This window comes from Variovorax sp. HW608, from assembly GCF_900090195.1.
Classification (GTDB): Bacteria; Pseudomonadota; Gammaproteobacteria; order Burkholderiales; family Burkholderiaceae_C; genus Variovorax.
Map to the genome: position 1 here is coordinate 3,894,997 of NZ_LT607803.1, position 16,054 is coordinate 3,911,050.

The 16,054-nt window shown below is 67.6% G+C and carries 8 protein-coding genes; 7 read left to right on the plus strand and 1 reads right to left on the minus strand.

Translation table 11 applies throughout. The features are described 5' to 3' along the window. Positions 1 to 52: 52 nt before the first annotated feature. The 7 genes from VAR608DRAFT_RS18425 to VAR608DRAFT_RS18455 all read left to right on the plus strand — a co-directional run bounded on the left by VAR608DRAFT_RS18425 (position 53) and on the right by VAR608DRAFT_RS18455 (position 14,325). On the plus strand, positions 53 to 3,547 hold the full coding sequence (locus VAR608DRAFT_RS18425) for a hybrid sensor histidine kinase/response regulator (RefSeq protein WP_231973567.1): 3,495 nt from the start codon (positions 53 to 55) through the stop codon (positions 3,545 to 3,547). Next, positions 3,544 to 4,560: a response regulator transcription factor gene (locus tag VAR608DRAFT_RS18430; RefSeq protein ID WP_088955365.1), complete on the plus strand. Its 1,017-nt coding sequence runs from the start codon at positions 3,544 to 3,546 to the stop codon at positions 4,558 to 4,560. Before VAR608DRAFT_RS18425 ends, VAR608DRAFT_RS18430 begins: the two co-directional genes overlap by 4 nt. 484 nt (positions 4,561 to 5,044) lie before the next feature. Continuing rightward, positions 5,045 to 9,730: an ESPR-type extended signal peptide-containing protein gene (locus VAR608DRAFT_RS38045; protein ID WP_088955366.1), complete on the plus strand. Its 4,686-nt coding sequence runs from the start codon at positions 5,045 to 5,047 to the stop codon at positions 9,728 to 9,730. Further along, complete coding sequence (locus tag VAR608DRAFT_RS18440; protein WP_443082957.1) at positions 9,618 to 11,843, plus strand: YadA family autotransporter adhesin; 2,226 nt, start codon at positions 9,618 to 9,620, stop codon at positions 11,841 to 11,843. The genes VAR608DRAFT_RS38045 and VAR608DRAFT_RS18440 overlap by 113 nt, the downstream gene beginning before the upstream one ends. A gap of 20 nt (positions 11,844 to 11,863) precedes the next feature. Next, positions 11,864 to 12,667 carry an OmpA family protein gene (locus VAR608DRAFT_RS18445; protein WP_231972891.1) on the plus strand — a complete coding sequence of 268 codons (804 nt, stop codon included), beginning with the start codon at positions 11,864 to 11,866 and terminating at the stop codon, positions 12,665 to 12,667. Positions 12,668 to 12,794: 127 nt separating this feature from the next. Continuing rightward, positions 12,795 to 13,463, plus strand: coding sequence for a hypothetical protein (locus VAR608DRAFT_RS18450; protein ID WP_172843871.1), 669 nt, complete (start codon positions 12,795 to 12,797; stop codon positions 13,461 to 13,463). A gap of 313 nt (positions 13,464 to 13,776) precedes the next feature. Beyond that, entirely contained in the window at positions 13,777 to 14,325 is a 549-nt protein-coding gene (locus VAR608DRAFT_RS18455) for a hypothetical protein (protein ID WP_088955368.1), read from the plus strand. Between the two features lie 19 nt (positions 14,326 to 14,344). On the opposite strand, the gene recJ is transcribed toward VAR608DRAFT_RS18455, so the two are convergent. After that, positions 14,345 to 16,054 (minus strand): single-stranded-DNA-specific exonuclease RecJ, encoded by a 1,710-nt coding sequence (recJ, locus tag VAR608DRAFT_RS18460; protein WP_088958856.1) that lies wholly within the window; start codon positions 16,052 to 16,054, stop codon positions 14,345 to 14,347.

Genomic DNA, 16,054 nt, shown 5'->3' on the forward strand with positions numbered 1-16,054 from the left:
GCCATTATGGGCAGGCATGGCGCTTTGCAACAGTCGTGCCGTGGCACGACTGTTGCACCGTATCCCCGTGCACCCGACCGCCGTTCCCCCCGCTCCGAGCGACGACGCGCCGCAGCGCATCGTCAAGGTCCGGCGCGACTACAACAGCTGGGTCGCCCGCGAGACGCTCGAGGACTACGCGCTGCGCTACACGCCCCAGCGCTTTCGCCGCATGCCCGAATGGCGGGTGGCGAGCACCGCCTTCGGCGGCGCGGCGTCCTTCCTGATCCTGGAGGCGGTCGGCGCGACGCTCCTGGTGCAATACGGCTTCGTCAACGCCTTCTGGGCCATCCTCGTCACCGGGCTCATCATCTTCCTCGCGGGGCTGCCGATCAGTGTCTATGCGGCGCGGTATGGCGTGGACATGGACCTGCTCACGCGCGGCGCGGGCTTCGGCTACATCGGCTCCACGCTCACCTCGCTGATCTACGCCTGCTTCACCTTCATCTTCTTCGCGCTCGAAGCGGCGGTGATGGCCTATGCGCTGGAACTGGCGCTCGGCATCCCGCCGGTGTGGGGCTACCTCGTGTGTGCGCTGGTCGTGATCCCGCTGGTGACGCACGGCATTTCCGCCATCAGCCGCCTGCAGGTCTGGACGCAGCCCATCTGGCTCTTGATGCTGGTCGTGCCCTTCGGCTATGTGCTGGCGCGCGATCCTGGTGCGTTCTCGGGTATTGCGCACTATGTCGGTGTCAGGTCGTCCTCGATCGGGTTCGATATGCACCTCTTCGGTGCTGCGCTCACCGTCGGCATCGCGCTCATCACGCAGATGGGCGAACAGGCCGACTACCTGCGCTTCATGCCGGCGTGCACGCCGGCCCATCGCGGGCGCTGGTGGGCCGGCGTGCTGGCCGGCGGGCCGGGCTGGGTGGTGCTCGGCGTGCTCAAGATGCTGGGCGGCGCGCTGCTCGCGTACCTCGCGATCAGCCACATGGTGCCGCCCGAGCGCGCGATCGATCCGAACCAGATGTACCTCGCCGCCTACGAGTACGTGTTCCCCAACTACGGCTGGGCGGTGATCGCGACCGCCGTGTTCGTGGTGATCTCGCAGCTCAAGATCAACGTCACCAACGCCTATGCGGGCTCGCTCGCATGGAGCAACTTCTTCTCGCGCGTCACGCACAGCCACCCCGGGCGCGTCGTGTGGGTGGTGTTCAATGCGCTCATCGCCTTCATGCTGATGGAGATGAACGTGTTCGAGGTGCTGGGCGACGTGCTCGGGCTCTACGCCAATATCGCGATCGCCTGGATGATGGCGGTGGTGGCCGACCTGGTCGTCAACAAGCCGCTCGGGCTCTCGCCGCCGGGCATCGAGTTCAAGCGCGCGCATCTGTGGGACATCAACCCGGTCGGCGTCGGCGCGATGGCGCTGGCATCGGTGGTGTCGATCACCGCGCACCTCGGCGCCTTCGGGCCGCTGGCGCAGGCGTTCTCGGCATTGATCGCGCTGGGCACCGCGTTCGTCGCTTCGCCCGTCATCGCGTGGGCCACGCGCGGCAAGTACTACATCGCGCGGTCTTCCGGCAGCGTGGTGCACTGGGCGCGCGTCGAATCCGAGGCCGGCCGCTACCAGCGGCTGACCGTGCAGCACTGCGCCATCTGCGAGCGCGAATACGAAGGCCCGGACATGGCGCATTGCCCGGCCTATCAGGGCCCGATCTGCTCGCTGTGCTGCACGCTCGATGCGCGCTGCGGCGATCTGTGCAAGCCAGAGGCGTGCCTCTCGGCGCAATGGTCCGGCGCGCTGCGCTGGCTGCTGCCGCGCCGCGTCTGGCCCTACCTGGATACGGGGCTCGGGCACTTCCTGCTGCTGATGCTGATCCTCGTGCCGCTGCTCGCGGCGGTGTTCGGCGTGCTCTATCAGCAGGAACTGCGCGCGCTGGCCGAAGGCGCGCTGACCGAGGGCGCGATGCTCGACATGCAGCCCGCCGCGCTGCGCTCGGGCTTCTTCAAGGCGTACATGGCGCTGCTGCTGATCGCAGGGATCATCGCGTGGTGGCTGGTGCTCGCACACCAGAGCCGCAAGGTGGCGCAGGAAGAGTCGAACCGTCAGACGCACCTGCTGATGCGCGAGATCGAGCTGCACCGCGAAACCGATCGCGCGCTGCAGGAGGCCAAGCGCAGCGCCGAGCAGGCCAACCAGGCCAAGAGCCGATACATCAGCGCCATCAGCCACGAGCTGCGCACGCCGCTCAACAGCATCCTCGGCTATGCGCAGCTGATGGGCGAGGACGCCGCGGTGCCGCCGCACCGCAGGCAGGCGGTCGCGGTGATCAAGCGCGGCGGCGAGCACCTGCTGTCGCTGATCGAGGGCACGCTGGACATCGCGCACATCGAGGCCGGCAAGCTCACCTTGAGCGCGAAGCCGATGCAGTTCGCCGAAGTCATGCGCGAGCTCGCGGACATGTTCGAGCTGCAGGCGCTCGAAAAGGGACTGGCCTTCCGCTTCGAGCCGACCGGCACCTTGCCGGAGGTGGTGCGCGCCGACGAGAAGCGCGTGCGGCAGATCCTCATCAACCTGCTGGGCAACGCGATCAAGTTCACCACGGCCGGCGAGGTCGCGCTGCGTGTGCGCTATGCGCGCGAGTTCGCCGCGATCGAGATCGAGGACACCGGACCCGGCATGTCGACCGAGGAGCTGGGCCGCATCTTCGAGCCCTTCGCGCGCGGCTCGACCGCCGCGGGCGCGGCGTCGGGCGCGGGGCTTGGCCTCACGATCGCGAAGATGCTGATCGACCTCATGGGCGGCGAGATGACGGTGCAGAGCACGCCGGGCGTGGGCTCGGTGTTCCGCGTGCGCCTGTTCCTGCCGCATGTGCACGAGGCGCCGGTTGCGAGTGCGCGCCGCGTGGGCGCGCCGCGCGCGCGCCGGGGCTACGAAGGCCGGCGCCGCAAGCTGCTGGTGGTCGACAACGAAGAGGCCGATCGCGAGCTGCTGGTGGATGTGCTGGCGCCACTCGGCTTCGAACTGCGGACCGCCGCGAGCGGCCACGATGCGCTCGACCTGATCGCGGCCGGCTGGCATCCCGATGCGATGTTCGTCGACCTCGCGATGCCGGGCATCGACGGCTGGGAAACCATCCGCCGCTCGCGCGCGCTCGGGCTTGCCGACGCCGCGGTGGCGATCGTCTCGGCCAACGCTTTCGACAAGCGGCTGGAGAACGACGTCGGCATCACGCCCGAGGACTTCTTCGTCAAGCCGGTACGGCACAGCGAGCTGCTCGATTGGCTCGAGCGCCGGCTCGCCTTGCAGTGGACCGACGACGCAGCGGCGCCGGCGCCCGCCGCGCAGTCGCCGCGCATCGTCGTCCCCACGCCGGAGCGCCTGCGCGCGCTCGAAGAGGCGGTGAGCCTCGGCTACTTTCGCGGAATCATGAACCAGCTCGACGACATCGATGCGGCCCAGCCCGAATGCGCGGAGTGGACGTCGGCCCAGCGCACGCTCGCGCGGCAGTTCCAGTTCGAAGCCATGAGCCGCGCGCTGACCGCAGCGGCAGGTGCGGCATGAGCGCAACGCCGCCCACCAGCCCGCTCGTGCAGTCGCTGCGCGAAAGCGGCGGCAACAGCGACCTCGTGCTCATCGTCGACGACGTGCCCGACAACCTCGCGGTGCTGCACGATGCGCTCGATGAATCGGGCTACACGGTGCTCGTCGCCACCAGCGGGGAGCAGGCCTTGCAGCGGGCCGTGCAGGCCAAGCCCGACATCATCCTGCTCGACGCGATGATGCCGGGCATCGACGGCTTCGAAGTGGCGCGCCGCCTCAAGGCCGATGCGGCGACCGCGCACATCCCGATCGTCTTCATGACCGGCCTGACCGAGACCGAGCACCTCGTCGCCGCGCTGGAGGCCGGCGGCGTCGACTACGTCACCAAGCCGATCAAGCCCAAGGAAGTGCTTGCGCGCATGAACGTGCATCTGCAGGGCGCGCGCCGCGCGCGGCAGGAGGCGCGGCAGGCCGGGCAGGCGCGCAATGCGCTCGATGCCTTCGGCTACGCGAGCTTCACGGTGCGCATGCCCGAGGGCAAGCTGGTCTGGCAGACCGCGCTCGCGCGCGAATTGCTGCTGCGCTATTGCGGCACCAGCGCGCCCGTGACGCCGGCCGCGGTGATCGAATGGCTGCAGCGCCATCTGCCCGATGCGGTGCAGCGGCAGGTCGAGCCGCCGGTGCTGTCGATCACGCAGGGCGCGGCCAGCCTCAACCTGCGGCTGCACCAGCAGACCGGGCAGGACGATGGCGGTGGCGAGTGGCTCATCATCATGCGAGAGGTGTCCGACACCGCGGTGATCGAAGCCATGAGCCTGAGCCTGAAGCTCACGGCGCGCGAAGCCGAGGTGCTCTATTGGGTGGTCAAGGGCAAGACCAACAAGGACATCGGCGAGATCCTCGGCAGCAGCCCCGCGACCGCCAAGAAGCACCTCGAGCGCGTCTACGTCAAGCTCGGCGTCGAGACCCGCACCGCGGCCGCGGGCGTGGCGATCAAGCGCATCCGCGAGCTGCAGCCGCAGTTCGAGATCTGAGGGCGCCTCCGGCCAGCCGCGCGGCTTCGGCCTATAGAGCTCGGCTTGCCTGCCTGCGCCGTGCCGACGCGCGCAGCGCGCAGCGCGGAGCCAAGAAAAATTCCTTGGCAATTCCTTTTGCAGGAAGTTCCTCGCAATTTATTTTGATATTTCTTGCGCCATCAAATGGTGGCAACTGTCGGGAAATTTCCCTGCGGCTATTTGCAGGGGTTCGCGCTTTGTGAAATAAATAGTAAAAAACTATTTGCGCGTGAATTATTTCACGAATTCAATTTGACGGGGATCAATAGGACCATGTCTGGCGGCGGCGGCCGCCTGGAATTCAGAGTTTTCTCATACGTTTTCAAATTCTCAATGGATAGATTTGCGCGGCTCGGTGGGGTGCAGATCATCACGCCGAACTCGAATCTGAATTGAAGCCGAGTGCTTTCAGAGACTTCGGCTATTTGTTTTATTGATTGAGAGAAATCGAAAGGGAGTCGCTATGAATCAGGTCTATCGCATCGTCTGGAATGCCGCCACGCTGACATGGGTAGTGGCGCCGGAATTCGCCAAGGGTCGCAAGAAGTCCTGCAAGTCCAGCCGGACGGCCCGGCTGCGTACGGTCGTGTTTGCGCTGGGCATCCTCGGTGGCGCCGCGGCGCATGCGGCGGTCATCGCCACGCCGGCCCAGGCGCAAAACGGCACCTACTCGGGAACGTCGACGACCTCGGCGTCGGCGACTGGCGGCGATTCCACCGCGGTCGGTGCGGCGGCAACCGCGTCGGCGCAAGGCGCGACCGCGGTAGGTGCGGCGGCCAAGGCCACCAACCAGAACGCGACGGCGGTGGGCATATTGGCGATCGCGTCGGGTCAGCAGTCTGTCGCTTTGGGTTGGCAGGCGACCAGCTCCGCGGACTACGCCATGGCCTTTGGCGGGAATGCCAGTGCGGCGGGGATTCAGTCGCTGGCGCTGGGTACTCAGGCGAGCACCACAGCGGCCGCAAAGGACGCGATCGCGCTGGGCACGCTCTCCAAGGCGAGTGCGGCCAATGCAACGGCGCTGGGTACCGGCGCGAATGCCAGCGGCGACTATTCCATGGCGCTGGGCTACAACACATCGGCGACCGGCACGGCGGGCGTGGCGCTCGGATCCACGGCGCAGGCGGTTCAGCAGGGCGTGGCGGTGGGTTCCGGCGCCAACGCGGCGGGCGTGTCGTCCATCGCGCTGGGCCTGGCTGCGAAGGCGGCGAATTCGAACGGCGTCGCGATCGGCACCAGCGCGCAGACCGGCACGGGCACGAGCACGGCGATCGGCTCTTCGTCCAAGGCGGATGCGGGCACGACCACCGGCGCCAAGAGCGCAACGGCGGTGGGGGCCAATGCGGCAGCCACCGGCGACGGTGCGCTCGCACAGGGCGATTCGGCCACGGCCACGGGCGACAAGGCGACCGCGGTGGGCCGCGGCGCGCAGGCCATAGGCGGCAGCACCACGGCGCTGGGTGCTGGTGCTACTGCGAGCACCCAGGCTGCCACGGCGCTGGGTGCCGGCGCCGTTGCCAGCGGCGTGTCTTCCATGGCGGTGGGTGTCGCAGCGACCGCCGGCGGCGTGAATTCCTTGGCGATGGGTCTCAGCGCCGCCGCCGGCGGCCAGAGTTCGCTGGCGATCGGCAACCGCGCCAGCGGTGGCGGCCAGGATTCGATCGCGATCGGCCGTGTGTCTTCGGCCGGCGGTCAGAACTCGATCGCCATCGGCGGTGGCACGCCGGGCACCGGCAACGACAGCTCCAGCAGTTACAGCGGCGCCTCGGCGGCCGGTCAGGACTCCATCGCCGTCGGACGCGCGGCACTGGCTGGCGGCCAGAACTCGATCGCCATCGGCGGCAGCGGCTCGGGTCAGGGTGCAACCCCGGGCTTGGCCTCGTGGGCCTCGGGCGAAGACGGCATCGCGCTCGGTCGCGGTGCCCAGAGCAGCGACACCCGCAACATCGCGCTGGGCGCGCTTTCCCATGCCGGCTTCGCCGATGGCGCCGCCAACGCCCCATTCAGCACCGTCGGCAATACCATCAACGGCAAGTACTATGCCTATGCAGGCGGCACTGCGGACTCGACGGTCAGCGTGGGCAACTCGGTGACGAAGCTGTACCGCACGGTGACCAACGTCGCCGCCGGCCGGGTCAGCTCGAGCAGTACCGATGCCGTCAACGGCTCGCAGCTGTACGCCGCCTACCAGGCGTTCGGAGCGTCCGTGGGCGATGGCACCGGCAGCAGCGACCTGGCGGATGTCGTCAAGTACGACGACGCCACCCACAACAGCGTGACGCTGGGCAACACGGTGAGCACCGACGGCGGTGTGACCGGCGGCACCAGGATCACCAACGTGGCGCAGGGTGCGCTGTCGGCGACCAGCACGGACGCGGTCAACGGTGCGCAGCTGTATGCGACCAACCAGAACGTTGCGGACGTCTCCAATACCGTCAACAACATCAACAACGGCGCCGGCATCAAGTATTTCCACGCCAACTCGACCAAGGATGATTCGTCGGCCACCGGCAACGATGCCATCGCGGTAGGCCCCAAGGCCATCGCCGCTGGCAACAGCGCGATCGCCATGGGCAATGGCGCGCAGGCGACCTCGGGCTCGGGCAAGGCTATTGCGATCGGCGACAGCGCCGTCGCCAACGGCGGTATCTCGATCGGCGAAACCAGCAAGACGGCCGACTCACAACAGATTGCCATTGGCCCGGGCGCCACGGTCAAGGCTGGCGCGGGCATCGCGCTTGGCGCGCTATCCAGCTCGACCGGCACCACGGACGTGGCGATCGGCTACCTGAGCCAGGCGAACGGCGGTCAGTCCATCGCCATGGGCACATGGGCGTCTACCGCCTCCGGCGCGAACTACGCCATGGCGATGGGTTATCAAGCAAGCGCGTCGGCTGAGCGTTCGGTGGCGTTGGGCCTCACTGCGAAGACGACGGCGGCTGCTCAGTACGGCGTGGCAATTGGCAATGCCTCGTCGGCGAGTGCGCTCGGCGGCGTGGCGGTTGGTTCCGGTGCGGCAGCTTCGCAGGACAACGGCGTCGCGATCGGTCGCCAGTCGACCACGCTGGCGGATCTGACCCAGAGTGCCTATAACCCGAACGCATCGGCCACGATCGCGGGTGCGACCCCGTTCGGAGAGTTCTCGGTCGGCGCCGCGGGCAAGGAGCGCCGCATCACCAACGTCGCCGCTGGCGCGGCGGCCACCGATGCGGTGAACGTGAGCCAGCTGCAGGCGGCGGTGGGCCTGTCCTCGGCCGATGCGGTCAAGTACGACGACGCCACCCACAACAGCGTGACGCTGAGCGGCACCTTGAGCACCGACGGCGGTGTGACCGGCGGCACCAAGATCAGCAACGTGGCGCAGGCCCAGCTGTCCGCGACTTCGACGGATGCGGTCAACGGTGCGCAGCTGTACGCGACCAACCAGCAGGTGGCTGAGAACACGACCAACATCACCAACCTGGGCAACAAGGTCACGACGCTGGCCGACACCCCGATCACCTTCGCGGGCAACAGCGGCAGCGTGGCCAGGAAGCTGGGCGAGACGATGTCGATCCAGGGCGAGGCCAGCACGTCGGGCAGCTACTCCGGTGCCAATCTGAAGACGCAGGTGGACAGCAACGGCGACCTGCAGCTGCAGATGGCCGACAACCTGGCTCTCACCTCGGTGACCACCGGCAACACCGTGATCAACAACAACGGGCTGACCATCAACGGCGGTCCGAGCGTGACGGTCGATGGCATCAACGCCGGCGGCCAGAAGATCAGCAACGTGGCCGACGGTACGGCTGATAGCGATGCGGCAACGGTCGGTCAGGTCAATGCCGTGGCGTCCACGATCACGGCCGATGCGGTCAAGTACGACGACGCCAGCCACAACAGCGTGACGCTGGGCAACACCGTGAGCACCGATGGCGGCGTGACCGGTGGCACCAAGATCAGCAACGTGGCGCAGGGCGAGCTGTCCGCGACCTCGACGGATGCGGTCAACGGCTCGCAGTTGTATGCGACCAACCAGCAGGTGGGCGAGAACACCACCAACATCACCAACCTGGGCGACACGGTCAACAACCTGGGCGACAGCATCACCAACATCGCCGGCGACACCAGCAACACCTATGTCACCAACAACGGCCGTGGCGTCAAGTACGCCCGGACCAACGACACGGGTCTGACCTCGGGTGACGCCCACGCCACGGTGGCAGGTGCGACGGCCCTGGGTTACGAAGCAACGGCCAGCCACGGCAACAGCGTGGCCCTGGGCGCCAACGCGTTGGCTGACGGCAGCACGCTGAACGACGAGGCTTACCTGGTCGGCGGCAAGGCGGGCGGTGAAGTGTCGGTCGGCGCGGCCGGCAACACGCGCCGCATCACCAACCTGGCGGCGGGTGCGAACGACACCGACGCGGTGAACGTCAGCCAGTTGAAGGCCTCGGTGGCCGGTTCGGTCGCTGACGCGGTGATGTACGACGACGCCAGCCACAACAGCATCACGCTGGGCGGCACGGCGTACGACAGTGCGACCGGCACCGGTGGCACCAGGATCAGCAACGTGGCCAAGGGCACGGCTGACAGCGATGCGGTGAACGTTGCTCAGTTGAAGGACTCTGGCCTGATCGACAGCAATGGCAACGCGCAGAAGGCTGTGCTGTTCAACGGTCCGAACGGCGAAGCCAATGTGGCCGGTACGAAGATCGTCAACGTGGCGGCCGGCGACGTGACGTCGACCAGCACGGATGCGGTCAACGGCTCGCAGCTGTATGCGACCAACCAGCAGGTGGGCGAGAACACCACCAACATCAGCCAACCTGGGCAACACGGTCAACAACCTGGGCGACAGCGTCACGACGCTGGCCGACACCCCGATCACCTTCGCGGGCAACAGCGGCAGCGTGGCCAGGAAGCTGGGCGAGACGATGTCGATCCAGGGCGAGGCCAGCACGTCGGGCAGCTACTCCGGTGCCAACCTGAAGACGGCCGTGGACAGCAACGGCAACCTGCAGCTGCAGATGGCCGACAACCTGGCGGTCACCTCGGTGACCGCTGGCAACACCGTGATCAACAACAGCGGGCTGACCATCAACGGCGGCCCGAGCGTGACGGTCGATGGCATCGATGCCGGTGGCCAGAAGATCGTCAACGTGGCTGACGGTACGGACGCCAGCGACGCGGCCACCGTGGGTCAGGTCAATGCGGCCGCCTCCGCGGCGATGGCCGATGCGGTCAAGTACGACGACGCCAGCCACAACAGCGTGACGCTGGGCGGCACGGCGTACGACAGTGCGACCGGCACGGGCGGCACCAAGGTCAGCAACGTGGCCAAAGGCACGGCTGACAGCGATGCAGTCAACGTGGCCCAGCTGAAGGACTCAGGTCTGATCGACAGCAACGGCAACACGCTGAACGCGGTGACCTACGATGACGCAACCAAGGGCAGCATCACGCTGGGCGGTACGCCGTACGACAGTGTGACCGGCACCGGCGGCACCAAGATCGGCAACGTGGCCAAGGGCACGGTTGACAGCGATGCAGTCAACGTGGCCCAACTGAAGGACTCGGGCCTGATCGACAACAACGGCAACACGCTCAATGCGGTGACCTACGACGATGCAACCAAGGGCAGCGTGACGCTGGGCGGTACGCCGTACGACAGTGCCACAGGCACGGGTGGCACCAAGATCGGCAACGTGGCCAAAGGCACGGCTGACAGCGACGCGGTCAACGTGTCGCAGCTGAAAGACTCGGGCCTGATCGACGGCAACGGCAACACGCTGAACGCGGTGACCTACGACGACGCGACCAAGGGCAGCGTCACGCTGGGTGGCACGCCGTACGACAGTGCGACCGGCACCGGTGGCACCAAGATCAGCAACGTGGCCAAGGGTACGGGTGACAGCGACGCGGTGAACGTGTCGCAGCTGAAGGACGCGGGCCTGATCGACAGCAACGGCAACACGCTCAATGCGGTGACCTACGATGACGCAACCAAGAGGAGCGTCACGCTGGGTGGAGTCGGCGCGACGACGCCGGTAAGGCTGGGCAACGTAGCCGATGGCACGGACGACCACGACGCCGTGAATGTGTCGCAGCTGAGGAACTCGGGCCTGCTCGACGGCAACGGCAACACGCTGAATGCGGTGACCTACGACGACGCGACCAAGGGCATCGTGACGCTGGGTGGCGTGGGCGCGACGACGCCCGTCAGGTTGGGCAACGTGGCCGACGGCAACATTGCCGCCGGCAGCCGCGATGCGGTGAATGGCGGTCAGATTGCCACGCTGGTGAGCCAGATCAACGGTCTCGACAACCGCGTGACCAACATCGAGGCCAACGGTACCGGTGGTGGCAGCAGCCTGCCTTATGTCGACGGCAACGCCAACGGCAGCAGCAGCAACAACGCCGATGCCGGCAGCACGGCAGGCGTGGCGGTCGGTTACAACGCCAAGGCAACGGGCGAAAACGCCTCGGTGCTGGGCCAGAACGCGACGGCCCTGGGCAGCTACGGCACGGCGATCGGCAACGACAGCTACGCCGCGGGACCGAACGACACTGCGCTGGGCGGCAATGCCAAGGTGCACGCCGACGGTAGCGTGGCCGTGGGTGCGAATGCCACGGTGACGTCGGCCGCTGCCACCAACGCAGTCGCCGTTGGTGCCGATACGCAGGTCAGCGCGGCGTCGGGTACGGCGATCGGCCAGGGCGCTTCGGTGGCCGCGGCGGCGACCGGTGGGGTGGCCCTGGGCCAGGGCTCGGTGGCCGATCGTGCCAACACGGTCTCGGTGGGCACCGCGACGAACCAGCGCCAGATCACCAACGTTGCAGCAGGCTCGCAGGCGACGGACGCGGTCAACGTCGATCAGCTCACATCGGTGGTGAACGGTCTGGGCGGTGGTGCCAGTATCGATTCGACAACCGGTGCGGTGACCGGCCCGTCGTATCAGCTGTCGGACGGTACGTACTCGAACGTGGGTGATGCGCTGTCGAGCCTCGACAACCGGGTGAATGCCGCCAACCAGGCGATCGGCGATCTTTCCAGGAACGCCTACTCGGGCATCGCGGCAGCCACTGCGCTGACGATGATTCCGGACGTCGACAAGGACAAGAAATTGTCGCTCGGCATTGGGGCCGGGAGCTACAAGGGCTACCACGCCTTCGCCATCGGCGGTACGGCTCGCATCACGCAGAACATCAAGATGAGAGCGGGTCTTGGCCGTTCGGGCAGTGGCACGACTGCCGGCGTGGGTGCTTCGTACCAGTGGTAAGCGTTTGACAGGAGAGCGGGGTGTTCGCCCCCTCTCTGCGCTACCTCGCATCTTTCAAATTCTTTCTGGTGTTCGCTTCAGGCGAACCTGCAAACATGAACAAGCAATATTCGACTTATCCACGCCTGGCGTTGCTGGGCACAGCGTTGGGGCTTCTGGCCGCATGTACGACGCAATCCGGACCGACCTATAGCGCCCATGCCATCGTCGTTCCGGATCAAAAGGCGCCAACTTATCGCGTCGAATGCGGCGGCCTGCTCGGAAACTCGCAAACCTGTACCGAGGTGGCGGCCGAGATATGCAAGGGAAAGCCAGTCACGGTGGTGGAGGCGGTCGACGCAATCAGGTCCGGCGTCAACACCAACGATCCGCGCGAGATCACCTTCATGTGCGGTGAGCCGGCTGTGGCGCAATCCGTCGCCGTGCCAGCGCCGCCGCCTCAACCTCAACCTCAACTGAAGCCCCAGCCTCAGGAGCGGCGCCAGGTGCTGTTGCAGGGCGACGCGAATTTCGCCATCGGCAGCGCGGTGTTGAGCAGCACGGCGAAAGCGGGTCTCGACAAATTCGTGCGCGCGAACGAGGGAGTCAAGTTCCGACGCGTGACGATCACCGGTTACACCGATTCAACCGGCTCGCGTCCGCACAATCAGAAACTGTCGGAAGCGCGCGCTCAAGCGGTCCTGCAGTACTTGCGGAGCCATGGCGTGATGTCGCAGGAGTTTGTCGCCGAGGGTCACGGCATGAACGATCCCGTTGCATCGAACGCGACGGCCAGCGGCCGCGCGCTCAACCGCCGCGTCGAAGTTCGCATCGTGGCGCAATAGGCTTTGATGGTGCGCGGGCCTGCCGGCGATGGTGGCCCGCGCCGCCTCCAGGCAGCCCGGCCGCGCCGGAACCGGACCCCCGTGCCTGTCGTCGGCGTTTCAACTGAACTCCATAGAATCCGCCGGCATGCTCCGACGGGTCCTCGCCGCTTTCCTCTTCTCCCTCGCCTCCGCTTCGCAGGCGGGCGGGCATTTCGACGTCGATGACGCGGGCACGCTGGATCCCGGTCGATGCCAGTACGAGGTCTGGGGCGGCCGCTTTGGCGAAGCCAAGGTCACGGACTACCACCTGGGGCCGGCCTGCCGGGTCGGTCCGGTCGAGCTGGGCCTGAACATCGACCGCTACTCGACCCCCGGCGAACATGCCTACTTCCTGGGGCCGCAGGTCAAGTGGACTTTCCTCGGCCAGGACCCCGAGGCGCGGCTCGCGGCGGCCGTGTCGGCGACCATGACCTTCGACGCGACGCGCGGCGGACACACCGGCGGGCAACTGGTGATCCCGGTCAGCTGGCGGGCGCTCGACAGCCTATGGATCCACGCCAACCTCGGCGCCGACTGGGCCGCCGGCATCGGCGAGCGCACCGGCCGCGGCGGGCTGCAGGCCGAGTGGGCGCTGAACGACACCGTGTCGCTGATCTTCGAGCGCTTCCGCGCGGTCGGCGCCTGGACCTCGCGCGGCGGGCTGCGCTGGAGCCTGAACCCGTCGGTCAGCATCGACCTGAGCGCCTCGCGCAGCGGGACGCAGCGCGTCTGGGGCTATGCGATCGGTCTGAACCACGAGTTCCCCGGCTTCTGAGCGAGCTTTCGCGGGCCGCTCCGCGGGCATGGTCTACGCCCTGAGTCGGTGCCGAGTGAGCGCATGCATCCCCCGAAAGGCGGATGTGCAAACACCGCGCCGGAATGCAGACTCCGCCTCGTCGCAACAGCACAGGAGACGAAATGGGCGTTCCCGCAATGCGCGGCGTGCACCGGCCGCGTGTCATGGCTGCTTCATCCAACCGTGATGTAGTTCACGCTTTTTGCAAGTGAGGACTGACAACGCTATGTCGCGATCCGAAGCATCCTCGCACACTGTTTGGTCGTCGAACACCCCCCGCGAAAGGCTCGCTATGCGAATCGTGCGGACCCCGTCGAACAAGGTCGAAGGCCCGATCTCCGACTACCACGTGCTGACCTACGCCGACTCCGGCTTCGGCCCCCTGCCGCACTATACGAAGCGCCGTGTGCCCCGTGACCAGGTGGAGGAAATCGTCAGCCGCATCAACCAGCGCGACGAGGCAGCCACCTTCTTCCCGCTGGCGCTCAGCGCGGTGCCGCGCAAGGTGATCTGGGACAAGCTCCACTGGGCGGAGCTGCGCGCCCATCTCGCGGACTTTCTCCAGGTCAACGCACGCGCCTTCGGCGCGCGCCGCATCCTCATCGATCTGCAATCGCCGCACGGGACCGCGCATGTCATGGAAGCGCTGCGCGGCGCGGTGGAAGACGTGCCGCCGGTCTGCGTGGAGGAGATCGTCGTCGTGACCGCGGCCGATGGCGAGGACGACCAGCCGCCCCTTTCGCGGCGCCAGCGCGACGCGAACGTCATCGCGGCCATCGCGAAAGACCACGAGGCGCGCGCCGCCGAAGCCGAGAGCCGCAACCGGCGCTCATCACGCTGAGAGCGCAGCTTCGGGCGCGTCAGAACTCCGCGCCTTCGAGCAGAAAGCGCACGCGCCGCACGCCCTGCCATTCATCGGCATCGAGACGGTAGGCGATCACCACGCGCGCCGGCAGCGGCTCGGTGTGGCCGAACCACATGCCGTCCACCGGCTTGCCCTGGTGCCTGAGCTTGAGCGCGAGGTGCTTCTCGCCCACCAGCCGCTGCGAGATGACCTCGACCTCCTCGCTGAAGGTCGGCGGTGCGAAGCCCTGCCCCCACACCTCGCGATGCAGCGTGTCGACCAGGTCGACACGCAGGTACTCGGGCGCGAGCGGCCCGTCGGTGTCGAGCCGGCGCGTGAGCGTGGCCGCGTCGAGCCACTCCTGCGCCACCTGCGCGAGCGCCTTCTCGAACACGGGGAACTGCTCGCGCGCCACCGTGCAGCCCGCCGCCATCGCATGGCCGCCGAAGCGCAGCAGCACGCCGGGATGCCGCTTGGCCACGAGGTCGAGCGCATCGCGCAGATGAAAACCCGGAATCGACCGGCCCGAGCCCTTGAGCTCGTGTTCCTTGCCGTCCGCGCCGCTGGCCGCGAACACGAAGGTCGGCCGGTGGAAGCGCTCCTTGATGCGCGAGGCCACGATGCCCACCACGCCCTCGTGGAAGTCGGCGCCGAACACGCTGATCGCGGCCGGCGGCTGCCGGGTGTCATCGAACATCGACTCGGCCAGCCGCAGCGCCTGGTCGCGCATCCCGCCCTCGATGTCGCGGCGCTCGCGGTTGATGCCGTCGAGCATGCGCGCGAGCTCGTCGGCGCGGCCGGCGTCGTCGGTCAGCAGGCACTCGATGCCGAGCGTCATGTCGGCCAGCCGGCCGGCGGCATTGATGCGGGGCCCGAGCGCGAAGCCGAAGTCGAAGGTGGTCGCGATCGCCGTGTTGCGGCCCGCGGCCTTGAACAGGGCCGCGATGCCGGCGGGCATCGCGCCCGCGCGGATGCGGCGCAGGCCCTGCGCGACCAGCCGGCGGTTGTTGGCATCGAGCCGCACCACGTCGGCCACGGTGCCGAGCGCCACCAGCGGCAGCAGCGCGTCGAGCTTGGGCTGCTGCGCCTTGTCGAACACGCCGCGCCCGCGCAGTTCGGAGCGCAGGGCCATCAGCACGTAGAACATCACGCCGACGCCGGCGATGCTCTTGCTCTCGAAGGCGCAGCCGGGCTGGTTCGGATTCACCATCACATCGGCAGCCGGCAACTCGGCGCCGGGCAGGTGATGGTCGGTCACCAGTACCGAGAGCCCGCGCGCCTTCGCGGCGGCGACGCCTTCGACGCTCGCGATGCCGTTGTCGACGGTGATGAGCACGTCCGCGCCGCTGTCCGCGACGCGCTGGGCAATCGGCGGCGTGAGGCCATAGCCGTCGGTCACGCGGTCGGGCACGAGGTAGCTCGCATGCTTGGCGCCGAGCAGGCGCAGGCCGCGGATCGCGACAGCGCAGGCGGTCGCCCCGTCACAGTCGTAGTCGGCGACCACGCACAGGCGCTTGTCGTCACGGATCGCATCCGCGAGCAGCAGCGCCGCTTCGCGCGCGCCACGCAGCGTGTCGGGCGGCAGCAGCAGGGCGAGTCCGTCGTCGAGCTCGGCCCGGCTCAGCACGCCGCGCGCCGCATAGAGACGCGCGAGCAGCGGATGCACACCGGCCTGCTCGAGCGCCCAGGCGCTGCGCGGAGGGATGTCCCTGGCAATGATCTTCAT

What these genes read in the sequence shown, in the direction of transcription:
- VAR608DRAFT_RS18430 (WP_088955365.1), top strand. Translation starts at nt 3,544, where the DNA reads ATGAGCGCAACGCCGCCCACCAGCCCGCTCGTGCAGTCGCTGCGCGAA.
- VAR608DRAFT_RS38045 (WP_088955366.1), top strand. Translation starts at nt 5,045, where the DNA reads ATGAATCAGGTCTATCGCATCGTCTGGAATGCCGCCACGCTGACATGG.
- VAR608DRAFT_RS18450 (WP_172843871.1), top strand. Translation starts at nt 12,795, where the DNA reads ATGCTCCGACGGGTCCTCGCCGCTTTCCTCTTCTCCCTCGCCTCCGCT.
- VAR608DRAFT_RS18455 (WP_088955368.1), top strand. Translation starts at nt 13,777, where the DNA reads ATGCGAATCGTGCGGACCCCGTCGAACAAGGTCGAAGGCCCGATCTCC.
- recJ (WP_088958856.1), bottom strand. Translation starts at nt 16,054, where the DNA reads ATGAAGATCATTGCCAGGGACATCCCTCCGCGCAGCGCCTGGGCGCTC.